This window comes from Ktedonobacteraceae bacterium, from assembly GCA_035653615.1.
In the GTDB taxonomy this organism is placed as follows: Bacteria; Chloroflexota; Ktedonobacteria; order Ktedonobacterales; family Ktedonobacteraceae; genus DASRBN01.
Genome location: DASRBN010000038.1, coordinates 21942 through 43245, shown reverse-complemented (window position 1 = coordinate 43245; position 21304 = coordinate 21942). Strand labels below are relative to the sequence as shown.

The following is a 21304-nucleotide window of genomic DNA, read 5'->3' as shown; positions in this document are numbered from 1 at the left end:
AGCAAGACTGGGCGGCACCTCGCATCCCGGCACCAGGTCCGCCCTCTCATTTCGCCTTGTAGGAGTGACATGTCATTCTGAGCGAAGCGAAGAGTCTCCCCGCTCACGAACATGTCATTCTGAGCGAAGCGAAGAATCTTTCCGCTCACGAACATGTCATTCTGAGCGAAGCGAAGAATCTCCGCGCAAGGCGAACTGAGTATTCACAAGTACGGGAATCCTATGCAGCGCTGGCTTTATAGTTTCTTAATCATGGCCGTCGCCGCTCCCATCGTCGCGTTGATCTGGGGGCAACAGCAAGAGATGGCCGTTTTTATTTGCTCTGCTATTGGCCTGATACCGCTGGCCGCGTTGATCGGGCAGGCTACAGAGAATCTTGAATACTACGTCGGCCCTATCGCCGGTGGGTTGCTTAATGCTACCTTCGGCAATGCTCCCGAAATCATCATCGGCATCTTTGCGTTGCAGCAAGGCCTGATCTCCGTCGTCAAAGCCTCGATCACAGGGTCTATCATTAGCAATGCGCTGCTGGTGCTGGGCAGTTCGCTGGCGCTGGGGGGATGGCGCTGGGGCAAACAATACTTCAATGCGCGTGACGCGGGCCAGTATTCGGCGATGATGGTACTCGCGGTGGCCGGTTTGCTCATACCAACCACCGGTTCGCTGGCATTAAAAATCTCTACGAATATAGAGGCCATCAGCGTCGCTATTTCTATCATCCTGCTGCTCGTTTATGCAATGTACCTGGCGACACATGTCTTCCATATTCGTTCTGAGCGGCGCAGCCCCAAACGCCACCGAAATGCTCCACAGGCAGAATCCACTGAAAATGAAGAGGTTGAGGCGGTTACAGGCGGACTCGCCCCTGAAGAGCGCGGAACGCAAAAACCTCCTAAACTCTGGTTAACGGCCCTCATCCTGTTCGTCGCGACTGTTGGCACTGCCATCAATAGCGAATTGCTGGTCGGCGCGATTCGACCTGTGACCGTGCAGCTTGGCCTGTCGCAGGTCTTTATTGGCGTGGTAATAATCCCCATTATAGGCAATGCCGCCGAACACTCCAGCGCCGTCTACATCGCCTTGCGCGATCACATCGACCTGAGCATGGCAATCGCGGCTGGCTCATCGATCCAGGTTGCCACCTTCGTCGCGCCGCTGCTGGTGCTGGTCAGCCTCCTATTTACACCCTCGCTCAGCCTGGTCTTCCAGCCCCTGGAACTGGTGGTTCTCGGATTGGCAACCATCCTCTTTGCGCTTGTCAGCCTCGATGGTGAGTCATCGTGGCTGGCGGGAGTGCAACTGGTGGCGATCTATATCATGGCCTGCGTGGTCTTTTTCTTCGTGCCCGGCTAATCACCTCGCCCTGACGCGACATTACATTTCACCATCGCGCGTGGTATCTTCGGCAAAAGGTCAGAGGCCAGCAGTCCGGCATGCCCGATTTCGGTGCTGACAAGATCGGCGGCGACCGTATGCAGGTAGACAGAGGCGCCGGCAGCGTCAAAAGGTGTCATATCCTGAGCGAGAAAACCCGCGATCATGCCGGCCAGCACATCGCCCGTGCCGGCAGTCGCCAGCGCGGGATTCGCCAGCCAGTTGATGCGCGTGCGTCCATCCGGCTCGGCGATAATCGTGCAGGCCCCTTTCAGCACAAGCGTCACCTGCCACTCTTTTGCTTTGCTGCGTGCCAGTTCCAGGCGCTCGATGCTGCCACCCGATACTTTTATTCCTCCACAGAGACGCCCCATTTCGCCAGGATGCGGCGTAATCACCGTTCCTGCAGGTAGCAATGTCCACCAGCGTTCCAGAGCGGAAAGATTATTCAGACCATCCGCGTCAATAACCAGCTGGGGACGCTTTTCATCGGGCATGGTGCGCAACTCCTCCAATACCTGCAAAATCACCTCGCGAATATATGGCGATTGCCCCAGGCCAGGACCCATCAGCAGCGAGCGATAGCCGTGCAGATGATTCACCAGCGCATTGACGCGTGCAAGACTGCCCTCGCTCTCTTCCGGCAGCAAGACAAACGTGGCCTCGTGGAACGCGCCGGCATAGATGGGCAGCATCGGTTCAGTCACCGCCAGCGTTACCAGGCCCGCGCCGACACGTCCTGCCGCGCTTCCTCCTAGAAATGCCGAGCCTGGATACGGTGGCGACCCACACAGTAGCATTACCTTGCCGAACGTGCCTTTGTTGCTCTGCAATGGTCGCTCAGGCAGCAGACCCTTTACCAGGGACGCCGTCAGCATCTCTGTTCGCAGGTGAAGCTCCATTTCAGCAGGCAGGCCGATATCGCCCACGTACATCTCACCAAGATAATCTCGACCAGGAAAAAAGAAAAAGCCTTGCTTCGGGCAGGCCAGCGTAATCGTCATATCGGCGTGAATGGCTCCGGGATCAACCTCGCCTGTGTCCGCGTTCATGCCCGTTGGCAGATCGACTGCTATCACACGCAGCGAATCTCGCTTCTCTCGCTCCTTGCCAACGCGGCCCAGCAGTTCTCGCATGCTATCGGGAAGTGGGCGCGAGCGTCCCGTTCCCAGCAGCGCATCCAACATATAGCTGGCGCGTTGGATGATCTCCTCCAGCCTCGCGGGCGTATCTTGCTCGGGAACATCCTCACCGTGAATAGTTAGTTTTTGCTCTTTCCAGCGATAGGTGCTGATCAGCCCGCCCCACTTTTCCAGGTGGCGTGCCATCACCAGCCCATCGCCGCCATTATTGCCGGGGCCAACCAGAATCAAAAATTCAAGCCCTTTGACCGAAGGATGGTGGCGCATGTGCTGCAATAGAATTTCCGCCGCACTTTTGCCGGCGTTCTCCATCAGGATAGCGGAAGTCAGGCCATACTCTCTATCGGCTCGCTGTTCAAGCTCGCGCATTTCATCAACAGTCACGATGTACATAACTTTTCTCCTGGCTCTATAGATCGGTGTTTGCTTTGTTGTTTCGCTATACATCATTGTAATGCGTAAGCGGATATCAGGGAAGGGTTCGGGCCTATTGCATCTCTTTCGCCTGACTGGCAATGATCGCCGTCACGTGTTCGGAGAATGATGCCTCAAAATAGCTGTTGAGGCGGCTCCAATGGTTCCCAAGCCGCTGTCTTCTCGCAAAATACTCCAGATCGCGCGTCCAGGAGCTGAATGTATCCTCGTCTATCAACCTGCTCCTCCATTGATGGTAAATGTTTTCGTGCAGCATTAACCACCACGTCAATAAATTGAAGTAGCGCTGCTTATCAATGTCATCTAACTCGTCGAATCGCTGCATTGCCTGGCTCCAGAGCTCTATCAACCCACGGTCCTGGGCCAGCTGGAAATAGAAAGGTGTGGATAACTCGACGAGCTTCTGGGTATTAGCGGCTCGCACCAGTTTGGTGTTCTCCCGCAGCTGGTACCATACCAGCACAATGGAGACGATGAAAAGAACCCCTTGAATAATAATGGCGATACTCGCCAGATCGCTTAATGCCATAGTATCTACTCCTATTTCATGATGCTAGTGATGCAAGCTTGTAGCTCTTCTGCTATGGTAGCACAAGATGGATGGGGTGGTTCCTATAATATAATGAGGCCAACCTATTAAAAGGCAGCTATTTGCTCGAACTGGAGAAAAATCAATGGCAATTCAGCACAATCAACCACAGAGGGGATGAGCCTTGAGGAATTCCTGGCTTTTATTGAGCGTGACCCTGAACATCGCTATGAATTAATTGATGGCTATCCTTACCCGGTGACTGGCGAGTCCAAAACGTGACCATGGAATCGGGACGAAGGTACTCACGACCAGGTGGGAGATAGGTATAGATACCTGCCCTCATAATCAGAAAAGCTGCCGAAAGAGCGAACAAGACAGATATTATGCTCAAAACTCCTAACAAGATAGTGATTCGAGCTATGAGAGATATATTCGGATGAGGGTTTGACCTGTAGTTAGTCATAGGTCCTTCGTCCATTCTATGCGCTCGTTTCAAAATATTAACTTCACTATATAATTAATTTTCCAGGTTATCTTGAGATAATTTCCCGCTCATCCATATAATAATCCAATATTTGCTTATCTGTCAATCTCTCTGCTATTAATTGGCGCTCCGTCAATTGAGGGAAAGAGGATGAAAACCCAAAAAGAGTAGAGATCTACACGACCTCGCAAGACTATGCTATACTCCCACTATGAAACTGGCGCTCAAAATCACACCACAACGCAGCACGCAGTACGCGAATATGACCCAGGCGCTGGCCGCACCCGAACTGCTTGCCAGTTCCGTTGGCCCTGCCATCACACAGATCGAACCGGCTACATTAGCGGGCCAGGAATATCTGTTAGCCACATTCGACGAACAGGACCCGTCCTTTCCCCTATCTGATATGCTGCCTATTCTCTCTCGATTAGGAGCCACAAGCGAGGTCTACGAGTATTTCGAGCAGATTGGCGAAACCCCGGGACCGTTTTTGCGCCCGTTAAGCCCCCAGTTCGTCCCTTTCGTGCCCTTAGAGATGGCCGAGGTGCGCCGCTATAAAGGCAAGACTAACGAAATCTTCACACGGGTAATGCTCAATGTGGCTATTTTCGCGGGCGCCTATGCCGGGCAATTCACGGGGCGCTTGAGAATACTCGATCCCCTGGCGGGTGGGGGTACGACACTCTTCCTGGCGCTGGCGAACGGCTACGATGCCTTTGGCATTGACCATGAACGGCAGGACATCGAGACGACCGCCGTCTTTATCCGCCAGTATCTCAAAAGCGAGGGCATTCCGTTCAAGGAGATTGATGAACGCGGGCGCAGGGCAGGGAGACGCTACCAGTTCGAGGTCGGACGCAAGGGTGCGACGCGCGCACTTGTCCTGGCGCATGGCGAGACTGCCCAGGCGCAATTGCACATGCAGGAGGTTCCGGGTGGGCCGCGCATGCACGCCGTCGTTGCCGATTTGCCGTATGGCATCCAGCATTTTGGGGAGATTTCCAGTTTGCTCGGCAAGGCGTTGCCTGCCTGGGAGAGCTTGCTTCTAGCAGGTGGCACATTGGCCCTGGCCTGGAATGCCACGCGCATCGAACGCGCCGCGATGATCGAGCTTGTGGAACGAGAGACGCACATGCATGTACGCAATGAACCGCCCTATACGCAACTGGCGCATACAGTTGATCGTGTCATCAAGAGGCGCGATATTGTCGTTGCTGTGAAAGCCGGTAGGGATAGTAGCTTGTCCCTGTCCTGACCTGGTCTAGCTCAGTAATTCTTTCACCATCACGGCCGCCGCCGCATTTGGGTCACCCGCGTTATTTGTAGCGTAGAGAACGACGAGGCCGTCTTCGTCGCCGGCCTTAAACGTAGTGGTAAAGCTCACGTTGACGGAAAATGTGGTGCTACCGTTGCCTGCCGCTCCTGTGGCGCTGGCCTGACCAATGTTGGTGTACAGGTGATCGAGAACTGCTACCTGGCCAATCTTCCCCTCGAATGCATTGCCGGTCCCCTTGACGGTGACGGGACTGCTGAGGAGATCGCGGCTCTGTGGGGCAGTAATAGCCATGCCATTGGATTCAACCGCTACGACTTCCCAGATGCCGCCGTTCGTATTTCCTTCTAAACGCTGGAGGGTGACTTTGATCGTACCACCTCCTGTATCCGGATTTTTCACCGACACGGCCGCCTCCGTATCATGGCTGCCGCCACCGCTTACAATCGTGGTTGGGGAGTTGGCAGGCCAGTTCAGCAGGTTCGGGTTAGAGACCATGTGATCGGTGACCATGGCGGGATCGAGTTTCCATGCATCCTGTCCCCGGTTTACTAATGCCTGATCTCGCTCGGCCTGGAAACGCGTCATATCGGGAAAGATGCCGGGGAAGGATATTGGTACAAAAGTGCCGGCGCCATCGGACCATTTGAACTCACGAAACAGGTCCTGGGTCAATTGGGCGTCGGATTTGCCCTTATTGATGCTGGAATTCGCATCCACCTCACCGGTCAGGATGGTGTTATATACGCTGATCTTCGCGTCACCCTCCGCCAGAGACAGTAATTTGAAGAGTTGCGTGGGATTGGGGCTGGTAATGTTGTTATACACATAGACATCCAGGATGCCCCCACTGCCGGAGTTGCGCACCGTCACCAGCGCCTGCAAGGTGGCATTGCCGATGAGGTTGCCACAACTCACCGTCTCTACTTTAGAGATATTGCTCTGGGTGGGAATAATCGGGTCCCAATGGGATGGAGCTTTTACCGCGTCGGGACACGGTCGTGTTCCCAGGCCAATGTATGGTGTTGCGCTGGGAGTAGCGTTTCCACCCGCGAGAGTTGTTCCTTGCGCGGTAGGAGTTGCGTTAGCTCCATTGCTGCCACCGCTGCAAGCTGCGAGCGCAAGCGAGATTGTAAAGAGGAGCACCGCGCTGAGAAGCAGGTACCTGGCACGCGCTGAGAGTTTTTGCCACATTTTTCGGGTCCTCCAGGGGAGCAGTGGAAAGAAAGATAAAGGCGTATTCCTTACCTATGTATGCACGGGTACATAGCCGGTACGCCTTCAAATTGTCACTCTATCTTAGATAATGAACGATTGAGAGTAACTATCTCGTCGTTTCCCCCGGTTCTCTCATCTTCAACAAGCTCTACTCAACAGCTGCAAGCGGCTAGCCAGACAGGAGAGTTCCTATTTCAGCGCCATACTGATGATAGAAACGGCGCCAAAGAGGATGATGAAGACGATGGTGATATTGAAGATCAGGCGCTCTACGCCGCGGCGCGTCTTAAAGACCGCTCCGCTTGTGCCGCCGAAGGCGCTGCCCAAACTGGCGCCTCGCGCCTGCAGCAGGATAAAAATGATGACGGCTATGGCCAGAATAATTTGCACTGTTTGCAGTGCAGGAAGCCAGTTAGACAAATGTTTCCTCGCTTTCGTATCTCAGCCCAATAGGGATATGCTGTTCATTGCATGATACATCATTATCGAGCGAGATTATATCATATCATGTGCCAGGCGTCGAGACCTTTTTATCAGGTGATTCTCCAGAAGTGGGGCAGAGATTCTTCGCTTCACTCAGAATGACATGATGAAGGACGGTCCTTCATCATGTCATTCTGAGTGAAGCGAAGAATCTCTGCCCGCCTTTCATTCAGCCGAGCCACCTTGTCTGAGCTTGCGGACTTCTGCGAAATCACCAGCTTTTTACGGATGTTCTTATTGTCGAATCGTGATGCTTATCCTATCTTTGTGAGTTGTTCGGCGTCATGTGGGCGGGGCAAGCCCACGCCCCTACTGGCATGTGCCTTCTCATGGCAGGTCGCGCATAATACCACAAAGTGCCGGGAATTGTAGCGGTCGAATATATTGCGCGCGAAATGCAGCGTGTGTAACTGCAGCGCCTCGTCGTATTTCCCACATACCGGGCAGGTAAAACCGGCCTGCTCGCTGAGCGAGCGTTTCAACCCGCGCATCTGGGAGGTATGGATCACATCCAGGCTGACGTGAAACAGCAGGCCCGACAGGATCAGTAAGAACAGGCGCGAGCGCATGCGCACGCCTAGAAATAGCAATGCTCCCAGTACAATCGGGTGGTGGAGCAGCCTTGCTTCTGGCCGCTGGGGTGGATCGGCCTGCCCGAAATAGCGTATCGCGGCGCGCAAGCTCAATGTGCGATGTGTCACGGCGTGCCATAGATAATGATCCACATCGATAAGGACGCTCGCGGCCAGCGGTATCCAGACATCTTTTTTCAGCACGGGTAGCGCAATAACGGCCGCCGCGGTCGATAATTTCACATGTTCCTGTATCTGCATTCCTCTAGTAGTACCTTTCGAGCAAACAAGGAAATCCTGTTTTCACAAACGTTCATTGCTTATGAGAGAAATAGACTCATGCGTCTCTGGCGGGAAAAGTATAAACCCTGAAGCAAGATCGGGTCAAGACCGGTCATAAGCAGGCAGGCTTGAAACCAGGACTACCGCACATCGTGTGTCCTGGGAAAACAGAAATTCATAACTACATTTGAATATTCACAACCATATCTTAACCCGATTTCTATTGGAACACCAGCATCTCAATGGTATGCTCTCTCCTGAGCCAAGGGGAGGTCACTGGAAATGAGTATCGAGTTCTAAATAAGAATAAGTAGATACGAGGGCAAGTTCTCAAGCTATCAGGAGAACTTGCCTCTCTAGCTGTATCTACAGAAAATATCCCCGATATCAATCTCGCAAAAGGAGATGCCGTTGATGGCAACTAATGTCGTGAATGAAGTTCAATTAGAGCAAATACCGGCTTGTTTCCCCCAGCCGGAATCAGAAACAAATGAGAGTATTGGATGCAGCGTCGGCATAATGGCATATAATGAAGAGGCTAATATCGCTCGCACGATAAAGGCAGTGCTTGAACAGACAGGCCCTTCTTTCCAGCTTGAAGAAATCATCGTCGTTGCCAGCGGATGTACCGATCGTACCGTGCCCATCGTCTCTGAAATTGCTCTGCAAGAGCCGCGCGTGCGCTTGTGCGTGCAGGAGAAGCGCGAAGGCAAAGCCTCTGCTATCAACCTCTTTCTCAAACAGGCAACCAGTCCCGTGGTCATCCTGATTGGCGCCGATATCATTCCTGAAACTTCATCCTTAGAAAATCTCTGTGCCCCCTTTAAAGACCCATCCGTCGGTATGGTCGGCGGGCGTCCCGTGCCGGTCAACGATCCATCAACCTTTATGGGGCATACCGTGCATCTCCTGTGGCGCCTGCATGATCGAGTTGCTCGCATTCATCCCAAACTTGGCGAGGTAATTGCCTTCCGCAATGTTATCTCGGGCATCCCGGTCGATAGCGCCGTCGATGAAATCTCCATTCAAGCCCTGATCTCCCAGCTTGGCTTTAAGCTCCTGTATAAACCTAATAGCGTCGTCTACAACAAGGGTCCCGTCACGGTGCGCGATTTCCTCAAACAGCGCCGCCGCATTTACGCGGGCCATCTAAAAGTGCTCAAGCAGCAAAACTACGAAGCCTCGACAATGAAAGTCACGCCCATTGCTCGCCAGCTCATTGCCTGTCGCGATTTTACTATGAGTAGTCCAAAGCAGGCGATGTGGACGCTGGGCGCCATCGCTCTGGAAGGCATTGCGCGCATGCAGGGTAATTACGATTACTGGCGCAAACGCGAACACCATATCTGGCAGGCCGTCGAGTCTACAAAAGACCTGGAGGCCGGTGAGCGCAAGGTACGCCGCATCTGCAACGCCCAGAGCGTGATCGTCTTCCGCTTCATCCTCGAGGGCGCGAAACATACCGATGTGCATCGCGAGCGTGAGGATCGCGAGGCGACCGAAGCCGCGCGCAAGTTCCTGCCGCTCCTGCGCACCAGGATTCGCAAAGAGGACCGGCTCTCGATCAATGGTCCCGGTATCATGACGGCCGTTATTCGCGCCGACCAGCATGGAGCGGAAATTGTCGCCCAGCGCATCAAAAAAATAGTAGAGAGCAGTACTGTGCGCGTCGGTGCGCGAGGCAGAGAGGTGAGGGTGACGGTAGCTCACAGCTCGCTGACATTTGCCTCTAAGGCCCCCAACGGTGGTATGACAGTTACCGGTCCGCTTGTCGATGAAGCGATATTGGCCGCTTTCACGGCCAATAATGAAATCTAGCAGGATATAAAAAGAGGTAAGCCAGCATACAACACTTGCTGGCTTACCTCTTTTTATATTTATCAACCAGCTTGAAAAATCATATCATATTTGATATACTTCAAACAGAGGAATGTAATGAATAGTGAGCATTCCGAACATAAAAGACAGTGGCGCGACTATCAAACTGAAAATGGAGCCAGACCCATAAAAGATTTCTTACTGGCCCTACCGATGAAGATCGTGCTGCCATCCTTGAAGAAATGGAGCATGTACGCAAGTACGGTAAAGCAGTAGCCCGCCATTTGCATAAGGATATCTATGAAGTACGTGCTACCTACAACACGAAAGCTTATCGTATCCTTTTTGCTTGTGAAGGGCGCTATCAACACATACTCCTTTCTTTGGAAGGATTTCAGAAAAAAACGCAGCAAACACCCAGGAACCATATTAAATTAGCAGAACAAAGATTAGCAGATTGGCGAAGGCGCGGGGAAGCAAAACGAGCTAGCCAGGAGCATTAGACTAAAATGTCTGGGAGGCCCGTTGGGGATTGAAACACCTCAACAATGAAGCTTCTCCACTTATTAAAAACAAGCTAAAATGTCTGGGAAGCCCGTTGGGGATTGAAACTCCATGCGATAGGCTCGGGCTTATGTTGGCTTGTAGCTGAATGATCTGGCAAGCCCGTTCGAGATTCTTATGAAAAGAAGGAGAAGATGCATGGAAAAAGATTTCCTTGACGAAATGATCGACGAATCAACTAAGCGAAATCCTGAATTCCCCGCATTAATGGAAGAAGCACGCCAGAGGCGAGCTTTATTGAATGCGCTGGCTAATGTCCGGAGTCGCTCTCGAATTTCACAAAGCGCCCTGGCAAAACGCATCAAAACCTCGCAACCGGCCATTGCACGATTAGAGGCCGGGGTCGTTGATCCACGACTATCGACGTTACAGCGCTATGCGGCCAGTCTAGGGAAGCGCATAGAATGGACAATTGTTGATGCCTGAACTGCAAAAAAGAACTCCCAAGGTTGTGCTTTAGACAGAAAGTGAACCATATCCCAATATTGGCTATCCCCTTGTAGAACATCTATCCTTGTGGTACAATAGAATTCGGGCGAGGACAGTAGTCCCCGCCCGAACTTATTGAGAAAAGCGAATCTTAACCTGTATGGAAATTTCCTGGTTTGGCCACTCCTGTTTTCAGTTGCGTGGCAAAAATGTTACGTTGATCACCGATCCCTTTTCTCCTCAGCCGGGTTACTCGCTGGGTAAGGTCAATGCCCCCATCGTCACCATCAGTCATAACCATCCCGGGCATAATTATGTTCAGGGTGTTGCGGGGGAACCATATGTTGTGCGCGGCCCAGGCGAATATGAGATCAGTGATGTCTTGATTACCGGCGTCCCCTCCTATCACGATAATAAACGCGGGCAGGAGTTGGGGCGCAATACCATTTATGTCATTCATATGGATGAAATAGTAATTTGTCATTTAGGCGACCTGGGCCATATCCTGCAAGAGGAACAGCTGGAAGAGGTCGCCGATGCCGATGTGCTATTGATTCCGATTAGCGGGCAGCATACCCTCAATGCAGCTCAGGCTGCGGAGGTGATCAGCCAGGTAGAACCGCGGATCGTTATTCCTATGCACTATCGCCCCGGCTCAGGAGAAAGTCCCGACCCTCTCGACAAGTTCTGTCGTGAGATGGGCGTTGAAACTGTGACGACACAGCCGAAATTAGTGATAACGCGTAATACCGTGCCTGCTGAAATGCAAATCGTCATTTTAGAAGCGCGCTTAAAAGTCTCATCAATGTAGGGCAACTCTACCTACAAGCCCGTAGGAGCGAGAGGTGGATGTGGATGCGAGATGGAACCCTTGGAGCCATCCACCGGCCATATCGGCAGCATCGCTCGGGCTCGTGACTACGGGTAAGGAGGATCGCATGTCAAAATTTATCTTTGTAACGGGCGGTGTGGCATCATCGGTGGGTAAGGGTATAACGGTCGCCTCGCTAGGCCGCTTGCTCAAGAACCGTGGTGTCTCCGTCTCCCTGATGAAACTCGACCCTTATATTAATGTTGATCCTGGCACCATGTCGCCCTACCAGCATGGGGAAGTCTTTGTCACCGATGATGGCGCCGAAACCGACCTGGACCTTGGCCACTATGAGCGTTTTACCGATGAGCCTGCCTTACAGGCCAATAATGTAACCACCGGCCAGGTCTATGCCTCTGTTATCGCTAAAGAGCGTCGTGGAGAATATCTCGGCGGCACCATCCAGGTCATCCCGCATATCACCAACGAGATTAAGGAACGCATCCACAATGTGGCCCGTCGTTCCGATGCCGACGTAGTCATTGTCGAAGTCGGTGGTACCGTCGGCGATATCGAAGGCGAGCCCTTCCTAGAGGCTATTCGCCAGATGCGCAAGGATGTCGGGCGCCGTGATGTCCTGTATATGCATGTCACGCTGCTGCCCTACCTGATGGCGACCAAAGAGCTAAAAACTAAGCCGACCCAGCACAGCGTCAAAGAGTTGCTACGTGTTGGTATTCAACCCGATGTGATCCTCTGTCGCTCAGATTATCCCCTCAGCGATGAATTGCGCGAGAAAATCGCGCTGTTCTGCAATATCGAAGAGCGGGCGGTCGTTCCCCTGCTCACAACCGAGACGATTTATGAGGTTCCCTTGATCCTGGAAGAGGCGGGATTGGGAGAATACCTGGTGCAGGAGCTTGGTCTGCCTGAACATCCCGCTCAAATGCAGGAATGGCGCGAACTGGTAGAAAAGATCAAACGCCCGCGCCGCAGCATCAAGATTGGTCTCGTCGGTAAGTATGTTGAACTGCACGATGCCTACCTCTCGGTTGCCGAGGCGCTGCGGCATGCCGGTTGGTATCACGATGTTGATATAGATATTCAATGGATCAATTCCGAGGCCCTGGAGAGCATGGGCGAGGGATATACCGAATTGCTGGAAGATGTGGCCGGTATCGTGATTCCCGGCGGCTTCGGTCATCGCGGCATCGAGGGAAAGGTAAAGGCAGCTAACTTTGCGCGCCGTAATAACAAGCCGTACCTGGGCCTGTGCCTGGGCTTGCAGGTGGCGATGATTGAGTATGCGCGCAATGTCCTGGGTCTGGCAGGCGCTAACAGTACGGAATTCGATCCCCAGACGCCTAATCCTGTCATTGACCTGATGGTGACGCAGCGCCAGGTGGCCGACAAGGGTGGCACAATGCGCCTTGGTAACTGGGTCTGCTGTCTGACTCCCGGCACCAGAGCCTATGCCGCTTATGGTGAGCCTATCGTGTTTGAACGCCATCGCCATCGTTATGAATTTAATAATGAATTCCGCAAGCGTATGGAATCCAATGGCGTTATAGTGAGCGGTCGTTCTGCCGATAATAGCCTGGTTGAGGTCGTTGAACTGGCGGATCATCCCTGGTTTGTCGCGTCGCAGTTCCACCCTGAATTTAAGAGTCGTCCCACGCGCCCGCACCCGCTCTTCCGCGATTTCATCGGCGCCTGTGTGCGCCTGGAGAACGAAAAACAAGAGGAGCATGCCATTCTGAGCGAAGCGAAGAATCTCTCTGATCAGGCATTCGAGCGGGAAACGGTCGGAGTGCCCTATACGGAGCGGGGTGCGCGCAACACGTTTCAAGCTCCTCACCAACCAGACTCCCGCGTCGAAATATAGTATATAATAGAAACTATGCAGTACCTTAGTCAACTGCTCGGCGCGCCCATCGAGGATTCGGAGGGTGCGCGAGTAGGGAAAATCGCTGATATATTCATAGCGCAGGAAGAGCCTGCGCCCCGCACAATCTTGCTGGTCGAGGGGCAGGAGGATCAGCGCTGGTACGTGCCTGCTGAATCCGTCGCATGGCAGGGCAACGTTCTGCGCCTGCGTGTCCCTCTAGAACAGCTTTCTGCTCAGTCCATTGCTACATTTTCGCCGCTGATCAGCCTGGCACAGGATGTGCTTGATAAGCAGGTCATCGATCTTGCGCGCAAGAAGGCCGTGCGCGTAAACGATATCTGCTTCGACGATAACTGGCACATTCTCGGCATCGATAATAGCTCCCTCGGGTTGGTGCGCAGGCTCGCGCCCTCCTGGCTGCTCGGCGCCAATAGCAGGCGTTCCCCCGCCAAATTGATTCCGTGGAATCGTATCGAACTCATTGGTACGCCCCCTCCTGAAGAGGATATGAATGAAGAGCAGGACAAAGGGGAACCTCCGGCAGGTACTACGCCTGAAGGCTTAACCGGGCCGTTGCGCCCCGTGAGCGGGCAGCTTGCGGAATTGCACCCTGCCGATATCGCCGATATCGTCCATCAACTGACTCCCGGTCAGGGCGCGCGTTTGATTGAAGGTCTGGACGACGAGACGGCCGCCGATGCGCTCGAAGAGATCGATACCGAACGGCAAAGTCATATTCTGGAGAACATTCGCCCGGAGCGGGCCGCTGATATCCTGCAAGCCATGGAGCCGGACGAGGCCGCCGATTTGCTGGCGACCCTTCCCGAAGAACGCGCCCAGGAACTCTTACGTCTGATGACTCCCGAGGAATCCGAGGATGTCCAGGAATTATTGGAATATGAAGAAGATTCGGCGGGCGGTCTCATGACCACTAATTTTATTGCCCTCAATACCGGTAAGACCGTCGCCGAGGCAATCGATACCGTCCGCGCTTATATGAGCGAGCAGGATGTACGGGCCGCTTATGTGTATTGTGTTGCCGATGAGACATCGGATGAAAGTTCTTTACTGGGCGTCGTTTCTCTCTGGGATCTGCTGATCTCCGATCCCACGCTATCTCTAAAGGAAGTGATGGAGACGGATACGATTACCGTCCGCCCGGATACCGATCCGCGAACCGTCGCCGAGATCATGGCGAAATATAACCTGCTGGCCGTTCCTGTCGTGAGCGACGAGGGCATTCTCGAAGGCGTTGTCACCGTCGATGACGCGCTGGATGTGCTGCTACCCAACGAGCGGCGTCGCAAACCAACCAGAATGTATTGATGATGTCCACTGTGGGATAGGTGATACCTATGGCATGGATACCTGGTCGCAAATCGAACAATAATGGGCGAGGCCCCGGGGCTGCTTCCAATGGGGCGAAAAAGCATGATACACGCGATGCCGACCCGACATATTGGCCAGACTTCGGCTTTATTCCACCGGCTGCCGCGCCTCTCCCTCTCGCCGAAGCAATTCGCCAGTTGCCGGAACAATATAAGCGTGTAGTGACTAAACCATACGCGGAAACATTTCTGGTAGAGATGGCGCAGGCCAGTTGGAGCATGGTCTGGATTCAATTGCTCGGCTATGCGATCATTGCCGCAGTGCTTGCCTTCCTTGTCTCGCTCTTTTCACTGCCTGCTACTCCCAACCCGGCAAGCCCCACAGGCCTGAGCAGTCCATCCGTAATCCGGGCGCTTACGCTTGGCTCGACGCTGGGGCTTTTTATCCTGATACCCGTTCTGTTTTTCTTACTGATGGCTATCCTCTACCTGCTCGCCAGGGCCTATGGTGGGCGCGGAACGTTCTTGCAACAGTGTTATACCACCCTGCTTTTTCTTGTGCCGTTTGGCCTCGCCGTCAGTGTCGTTGGGATTCTGCCTATTTTTGGCAACTTCCTGTCGGCTTTCCTGGCTATCGTATGCTTCGTCTACAGCATCGTGCTACAAAGCTTTGCGAACGTTGCCGTCCATCGCCTGACGGGTGGAAAAGCCACAGCAGCCGCGGTCATCACCGCTCTGCTCCTCATCCCCTTAGCTGTGGGAGCCTTGATTCTCTGGACTTTTATCCTTGTTTCCCTGGGCGTGTAGGGGCCGATTGATCGGCCCTCCGTCCATTACCGAACTATTCTGTTTAACTGCATTATCGCGCCCTGAAGTACGCCCCTCATATATCCTAGTACTTCTGACCCGTTCTATTGAGCAATCCAAATGCATCAGGCTATAATACTGCCTTGTAAAGCGTATTCTCTCGCATCGCTTTCTGGCATACATAAAAGTATCTCATTGCCGGAAGCCGTGAGAGAAAAAATTCTAAGTATAAAGAGGGGTAAACGTTCATATGGATGTTTCGGGTAATCAGAAGGTGAAAGCACCTCGCCCACAAGTATTTCAAGCTCTATTGAATCCTGAAGTTCTCAAAAATTGCGTGCCTGGTTGCGAAAGTGCCGAGTTTGTAGATTTCCCAACGGGCCGCCAGTTAAAGCTGGTCGTATCGCCAAATATTCCTGGCTTGAAAGGGCCGTATAACATCTTCTTGCAGACAGGGGAAGTAATTGCGCCGTCGCGCGTCGTCTTCATAGCGGAACCCAGCAGCTCAGTTGGCACCATCCGCGCCACCTGCGCCATTGATCTCACGGATGATGCCGAGGGAACGCTGCTCAACTATAGTGGGCACGCGGATATGGAAGGAAAGATCGCCGCTACCCCCGATATGGTCATCAACGGGGCAATGAAGATGGCGCTCGGCCAATTCTTCAAGAATTTTGAGAAGCAGGTCAGCACGGTTCGCGCTTAGTTGACTTTAACAGGGCGCGACAGCATGGTTAGATGCTTCGCTGCGCGCAGCGAAGCATCTCTGGTTCCCTTTCGTTCAGTTGAGCCACCGCACTCATGGGTAATCACCAGGAGCCTCCTCTTGATCCCATCCAGAAACTTTTGTAAAATTGCGTCTATGCAGCAGCATACTCCATTCTTAGTCGCGTAAGCCTGGCGCAGCGCTTACCCGGCAGAGAACAGGCGCCACCATTCAGTTACCGGGCGGCGCTCATTCCCGATGAACTCCAGGGCCGCGTCAATAGCGCGTATCGCCTGCTTGCTCTCTCAACGCCGCCTCTCGGCTACTTTCTGGCCGGTTTGCTTTTGCAAGTTGCCGGTGCGCGTCCGACCATCCTTGTCTTTCTGGCCAGCCTGCTTTGCCTCGCATTGCTGGCAACATAGAGTCGCGCATTGCGAAAAGCTGGATAAAAAAATATCCCGGCTGCCTATTCCTGAACATGTACGCTGCGCGGCCCAAAGGCGATAAATCTTGCCGGTAAATCGCGTACAAGCGGCACGCGTAACAGCAGCGAGAAGAATGGTGATATCGCCGGCGGCTTATCCGTCGTCAGAACCCTGGTCAGCACCTGCTTTTGTATCAGGTTTTGCAAGCCCTGGATAATGCGTGTTGGCAATTCGCGCTCCCGCTGTACGCGTGCCAGGTCGCCGGTTGGCGCTTTGCCTTGCAAGAGGTCATTGCCGAGTATGTTGGCCGTGACTACGGCATCTTGAATGGCGTAATTAATGCCCACTCCACCGACCGGCGACATCACGTGGGCGGCATCTCCGATGAGCAGCAGGCCCGGGCGATACCATCTGCGCAGGCGACTCGATTCCACCGAGAGCACGGATACCTGTTTCCACTCCTGAATGGTATCCACGCGGCCGGCGAATTCCGGCAGCATCTCTCCTATCACCTGGCGCAAATGCTCGAGGCCCGCGGCGCGGATTTCCTGGTATCCACCCTTGGGAATGACATAGCCCATCTGCCAGTATTCGTTCCGGTCAAGCATGATCAGGATATGACCCCCACTAAGCCGTCCGCCAGATTTCTCTGGATCGCCTGCTTTGCGTGGCAAACGAAACCAGAGTACATCCATCGGCGCTGAAGTCTGGATCGGCTCAAAACCTGCCAGGCGGCGCACACGAGAAAAACGACCATCTGCTCCGACAGTAAGTACCGCGCGCAGCTCGTGCCAGCCATCCTTGCCGCGGTAATGAACACCGTGAATGTAGCCATCCTCCTCTATCAGCTTCTCCGCTCTGGCCCCCATAACCAGCCGGAAGTTCGGGTAGCGGCCGGCTTCGCTCGTAATGAATGAGAGGAAGTCTGCCTGTGGAATCAATGCGATGTAGGGAAATCGCGTTTTCAGGCGATGGAAATCGGCAAGCGTCAAGTTCCCCTTAGCGGTCTGTACGGGTATACTGGATGCTTTGGTGTGACGCAGCTGGAGTAAGCGATCCGCGAGACCTATTTCATCCAATATTTGCAGAGTCGATGGATGAATGGTATCTCCACGAAAGTCCCGGTCAAAATCCATATGCTCCTCCAGCAGCACGACGGGAACGCCTTTACGCGCGAGAAGGAGCGCCAGCACCGCTCCGGCAGGGCCACCACCTACGATACAACAGGTTGTTTGCTCAACTTGTTTGGCCTGTGTTGTTTCCGCAACGACTTCGTTCTGCATTTTTTAGTACCTCCTAAATCTTGAATAACGACCTGGTGTCATGCCATGGCTCGCATGTCATTCTGAGCGCAGCGAAGAATCTCACATGAGCTAAATTGATCAGGTGCGTGCTTCGGATTCTTCGCTGCGCTCAGAATGACACGTCCGGCTCGGTTCTTATGTCACGCGATCTGCCGGCGCATCGTCAACGAGCTTAACAGAACCATAACCAGCGCGAATATCAACAGGCCCGCCAGTTGCCCCGCGATTTGCCCGATATCATCGCTCTTGAGCATGACACCGCGTAAGGCATCATTGGCATAGGTCAGGGGCAGGATGTAGGAAATGGGACGTAACACGCCCGGCAATTGAGCGATGGGCCAGAAGATGCCGGAAAGGAAGACCTGCACGCCAAAAACCAGCGGGATAAACTGCACAATCTGAAATTCGTTCTGCGCAAAGGTCGAGAGGAAGATGCCGAGATTGACGCTGCCAATGGTGAGCAACGCCGTGACCAGGAACACTAAGGCGAGGTTGCCGCTGTAATGAACCTGCAGCACGAAGACGACGAAAATCAGGATCAGCACCGACTGCACAAGCGCAAAAAGCGTAAAGCCGCAGATGTATCCCAGCACCAGTTCGGGGCGCGTCAACGGCGAGACCATTACTCGTTCAATCGTGCCCTGCGAGCGTTCGCGCAGGAAAGCGACCGAAGTAAGGATGAAGACGAAGAAAAAAGAGAAGACGCCGATGAAGACGGGTGCGATGGAGTCGTTGAACGTATATTGCGGCCCTCCATGCAGGTAGTGTGGCTCGCTGATGGTGAAAGGTATAGGTCCCGCGAGCGTTGCCGGGGTAATCGGTACCTGCCCACCCTGGTTTTGCTGCGCCTTCAAGCTCGAGAGCGCGAGACCAAGCTGGTGCGTAAATGACTCGGTGAGGTCTCGCATGGCGCTTGCTACGGTCGGGTCAGAGCCTTCGAGTTCGATCTGCACGACCGGGTTCTGGCCCGCCAGGACCTGCCGCGCGAAATCCGGGGGAAATAGAATCGCGGCATCGGCATTCCCGTTTTGTAGTGTAGTTGTTACCTGATTGGCAGGAATATAGATGGTGTTCAGTTTATCCTTTCCGGGCAGCAGGTCGGTAATCAGCGTGTTGATGGTATCGCTGCCCGGGTCGGTGGGGCGCACAATCGCCAGTGTGTGAACGCTGCTCGTATTTGTGAGTACCAGGTAGAGCAACGTCATGATCAAGAGAGGAACGATGAAGATCAGCCCCAGCGTGCGTTTGTCGCGCAGAATCTGGCGAATAATGCGCGTGGCCAGTGCTAGAGTGCGTTCGAGACTCATAATACTTCTCCGTTTCCTATAGCCATAAGAGCTTGTTTTGTATGGTGTTCGGCTGATTCAAGATGACGATATGTGTTGACATCCCTTGCACATGTTTCATTCTCTTTCATCCTTCCTGCTGTCGCGTGGCGAAGTAAAGGAAGGCATCTTCCATGTTATCTTTGCCGGATTGGCGTAGTAGCTCCTGGGGCGTGTCCTGTGCCAGCAACATGCCCGCCCGCATCAGGCCCAGGCGTGTGCAGCGTGCGGCTTCATCAAGATGGTGCGTGGAGACGATGATGGTAATGCCCTCGCAGTTCATTTGCGCGAAATATTCCCAGAAAGAACGCCGCAGTTCAGGATCGACTCCGACGGTTGGCTCGTCGAGCAAGGCCAGGCTGGGATGATGCACCAGCGCCGTGGCAAGCGAGAGGCGCTGCTTCATACCGCCACTAAAGTTGCCGACGATATCATTGGCGCGGTCGGCAAGGTCAACCCGTTCCAGCATTTCGTCGATGCGCTGTTTCTGCTGCTTGCCACGCAAACCATAAATGTTGCAGAAGAACTGCATGTTCTCCCGGGCTGTGAGGTCAAGATAGAGGGCGCTCAACTGCGTCATGTAGCCAATGTGAGGTGCGATTATTGCGCTCGGCATCCGTTCGCCCAGAATGCGTATCGTGCCACTTGTGGGGCGCATCAAACCGACCATCATGCGGATCAGCGTCGTCTTGCCTGAGCCATTGGGACCGATCAATCCGAATGTCTCGCCGGTATTGATGGTCATGCTGAGATTATCGACAGCTCTCAGTTTGCCAAACTGCTTGACAAGATCGCTGATAACGACGACGAGAGAACCGGTAGCCTTATCCGGTTGCTGTCCCTCGTGAATATCGGAAGTAGCTTCTGCCATGGAGATTCCTCCTTTTGATATTAACTGACCGGCCAATTAATAACAGATCAAAAATTTTTTAGTATCGCTCCGCAGAAGGGCAACGCTGCTAAAGATTTCCTGACTATCGACCTGGTAAAAGGCCCTTGAGCATCGTTTCAACTATCGCATCAGCAATCTGTTCGTGTGTATAATGCAAGACCTGCGGGTCATGGAGAATATTGCGTCGCAGTACGAAAGCCATCACGCTACCGATAAATAGCTGTGGTAGCAGCGCCGCGTCCATCGGGCGCAGTTCTCCTGCCTCTATTTTGTTCCGAAAGTAGCCTTCAAGAAAGCCCAGGGCCTGTTGTATCGCCTCGTTTATCGTCGATCCTGTATCAGGGTTATACACAACTTCCGGGAGAAATACCCGGATCAGTTGAATGAAATTTTCGTCTTCAAGAATGCCCAGCACCTGCATCACGATAAAACGCAGGAACACTTCTGGCGGCAGAGCCAGCGCCTGTGGGGGCAGAGCATTGATAATACGCAAAGGCGAACGCCCATCGATAATGGCCCGCAGTAATGCTTCCTTGCTCTCAAAGTAATGATAGATCAGGCCAGGGGTAATCCCCGCCTCGCGCGCAATATCTTTGTTTGTAGCCCTGACGAAGCCTTTTTCCGCAAAGACATGCATAGCCGCATCGATGATTTGTTCGCGGCGATCTTCCACCACTTTCGTTGTGCGTGCCATATAGTGATATCGTTTCTAGTCCCTATAATTAATTGACCGACCGATTAATTTTAATGAAAGTATAGCCAGGAAAAGGGGGAATGTCAAGAGGGATAGAACGCAAAATGCTCTCAAATTTTTGGGAAAGGCAAAACCTGCCTATGTAGCAGCAATTATGAGACCAGTTCAAGTTGCGGGACATCTAGCACGCGCGCCAGCAACCGTAATTGATATGGTTGTGGGTCCTCGCGACCGGTCTCCAGGTGCGCGATTGTATCGCGGCGAATACCGGTCATATCAGAAAGCTGGCCTAAACTCAACCCTTTGCGCTGGCGAAGGGTGCGTAGATGTGGTAAGCCATGCGGCTTAGTGGAACCCGGTTTCAAGACATGATGCTTCATTATGACCTCTCCTTTGAGGTTTGCAACGACCGTCTCAGCTTCGTTGCTGGAACAGAGTCGAGCTGCAACGTGAGCTAATTTCCTTTAAGATCATTCGTCATTGTTTATGATACCAGTTTCTCACAGTGATGTCCAGCG

Annotated in this window: 19 protein-coding genes; 9 read left to right on the top strand and 10 right to left on the bottom strand. The window is 53.3% G+C overall.

What is annotated here, in order from left to right; translation table 11 throughout:
* The first annotated feature begins 222 nt into the window (after positions 1-222).
* Positions 223-1353 (top strand): calcium/proton exchanger, encoded by a 1131-nt coding sequence (gene cax, locus VFA09_23115; protein HZU70180.1) that lies wholly within the window; start codon positions 223-225, stop codon positions 1351-1353.
* Here cax and VFA09_23110 read toward each other — a convergent pair.
* Together VFA09_23110 and VFA09_23105 are read right to left on the bottom strand one after the other, a co-directional pair.
* Positions 1350-2909: an NAD(P)H-hydrate dehydratase gene (locus VFA09_23110; GenBank protein ID HZU70179.1), complete on the bottom strand. Its 1560-nt coding sequence runs from the start codon at positions 2907-2909 to the stop codon at positions 1350-1352. The genes cax and VFA09_23110 overlap by 4 nt on opposite strands.
* 94 nt (positions 2910-3003) lie before the next feature.
* Positions 3004-3480: a hypothetical protein gene (locus tag VFA09_23105; GenBank protein ID HZU70178.1), complete on the bottom strand. Its 477-nt coding sequence runs from the start codon at positions 3478-3480 to the stop codon at positions 3004-3006.
* Positions 3481-4178: 698 nt separating this feature from the next.
* Here VFA09_23105 and VFA09_23100 point away from each other — a divergent pair.
* Complete coding sequence (locus VFA09_23100; protein HZU70177.1) at positions 4179-5222, top strand: hypothetical protein; 1044 nt, start codon at positions 4179-4181, stop codon at positions 5220-5222.
* A 6-nt stretch (positions 5223-5228) separates the two neighbouring features.
* On the opposite strand, the gene VFA09_23095 is transcribed toward VFA09_23100, so the two are convergent.
* The 3 genes from VFA09_23095 to VFA09_23085 all read right to left on the bottom strand — a co-directional run bounded on the left by VFA09_23095 (position 5229) and on the right by VFA09_23085 (position 7774).
* Positions 5229-6434: a Gmad2 immunoglobulin-like domain-containing protein gene (locus VFA09_23095; GenBank protein HZU70176.1), complete on the bottom strand. Its 1206-nt coding sequence runs from the start codon at positions 6432-6434 to the stop codon at positions 5229-5231.
* 213 nt (positions 6435-6647) lie between these two features.
* Positions 6648-6878 carry a preprotein translocase subunit SecG gene (gene secG, locus VFA09_23090; protein ID HZU70175.1) on the bottom strand — a complete coding sequence of 77 codons (231 nt, stop codon included), beginning with the start codon at positions 6876-6878 and terminating at the stop codon, positions 6648-6650.
* Positions 6879-7195: 317 nt separating this feature from the next.
* Complete coding sequence (locus VFA09_23085; GenBank protein ID HZU70174.1) at positions 7196-7774, bottom strand: hypothetical protein; 579 nt, start codon at positions 7772-7774, stop codon at positions 7196-7198.
* Between the two features lie 435 nt (positions 7775-8209).
* On the opposite strand from VFA09_23085, the gene VFA09_23080 reads away from it, so the two are divergent.
* The 7 genes from VFA09_23080 to VFA09_23050 all read left to right on the top strand — a co-directional run bounded on the left by VFA09_23080 (position 8210) and on the right by VFA09_23050 (position 16146).
* Entirely contained in the window at positions 8210-9613 is a 1404-nt protein-coding gene (locus tag VFA09_23080) for a glycosyltransferase (protein ID HZU70173.1), read from the top strand.
* Between the two features lie 702 nt (positions 9614-10315).
* The gene (locus VFA09_23075) at positions 10316-10603 is read left to right on the top strand and encodes a helix-turn-helix domain-containing protein (GenBank protein HZU70172.1); all 288 of its coding nucleotides are present in this window, start codon (positions 10316-10318) and stop codon (positions 10601-10603) included.
* Positions 10604-10766: 163 nt separating this feature from the next.
* On the top strand, positions 10767-11417 hold the full coding sequence (locus tag VFA09_23070; GenBank protein ID HZU70171.1) for an MBL fold metallo-hydrolase: 651 nt from the start codon (positions 10767-10769) through the stop codon (positions 11415-11417).
* 127 nt (positions 11418-11544) lie between these two features.
* Positions 11545-13302: a CTP synthase gene (locus VFA09_23065; GenBank protein ID HZU70170.1), complete on the top strand. Its 1758-nt coding sequence runs from the start codon at positions 11545-11547 to the stop codon at positions 13300-13302.
* Between the two features lie 15 nt (positions 13303-13317).
* On the top strand, positions 13318-14631 hold the full coding sequence (locus VFA09_23060; GenBank protein ID HZU70169.1) for a CBS domain-containing protein: 1314 nt from the start codon (positions 13318-13320) through the stop codon (positions 14629-14631).
* Positions 14632-14660: 29 nt separating this feature from the next.
* On the top strand, positions 14661-15440 hold the full coding sequence (locus VFA09_23055) for a Yip1 family protein (GenBank protein HZU70168.1): 780 nt from the start codon (positions 14661-14663) through the stop codon (positions 15438-15440).
* Between the two features lie 250 nt (positions 15441-15690).
* Positions 15691-16146 carry an SRPBCC domain-containing protein gene (locus VFA09_23050; protein HZU70167.1) on the top strand — a complete coding sequence of 152 codons (456 nt, stop codon included), beginning with the start codon at positions 15691-15693 and terminating at the stop codon, positions 16144-16146.
* 466 nt (positions 16147-16612) lie between these two features.
* Here VFA09_23050 and VFA09_23045 read toward each other — a convergent pair whose 3' ends face one another.
* The 5 genes from VFA09_23045 to VFA09_23025 all read right to left on the bottom strand — a co-directional run bounded on the left by VFA09_23045 (position 16613) and on the right by VFA09_23025 (position 21166).
* Complete coding sequence (locus tag VFA09_23045; GenBank protein ID HZU70166.1) at positions 16613-17854, bottom strand: FAD-dependent oxidoreductase; 1242 nt, start codon at positions 17852-17854, stop codon at positions 16613-16615.
* A gap of 161 nt (positions 17855-18015) precedes the next feature.
* Entirely contained in the window at positions 18016-19182 is a 1167-nt protein-coding gene (locus VFA09_23040) for an ABC transporter permease (protein HZU70165.1), read from the bottom strand.
* A gap of 106 nt (positions 19183-19288) precedes the next feature.
* Complete coding sequence (locus VFA09_23035) at positions 19289-20071, bottom strand: ABC transporter ATP-binding protein (protein HZU70164.1); 783 nt, start codon at positions 20069-20071, stop codon at positions 19289-19291.
* 103 nt (positions 20072-20174) lie between these two features.
* Complete coding sequence (locus VFA09_23030; GenBank protein HZU70163.1) at positions 20175-20786, bottom strand: TetR/AcrR family transcriptional regulator; 612 nt, start codon at positions 20784-20786, stop codon at positions 20175-20177.
* 152 nt (positions 20787-20938) lie between these two features.
* Positions 20939-21166 carry a helix-turn-helix transcriptional regulator gene (locus VFA09_23025; GenBank protein HZU70162.1) on the bottom strand — a complete coding sequence of 76 codons (228 nt, stop codon included), beginning with the start codon at positions 21164-21166 and terminating at the stop codon, positions 20939-20941.
* Between the last annotated feature and the right edge of the window lie 138 nt (positions 21167-21304).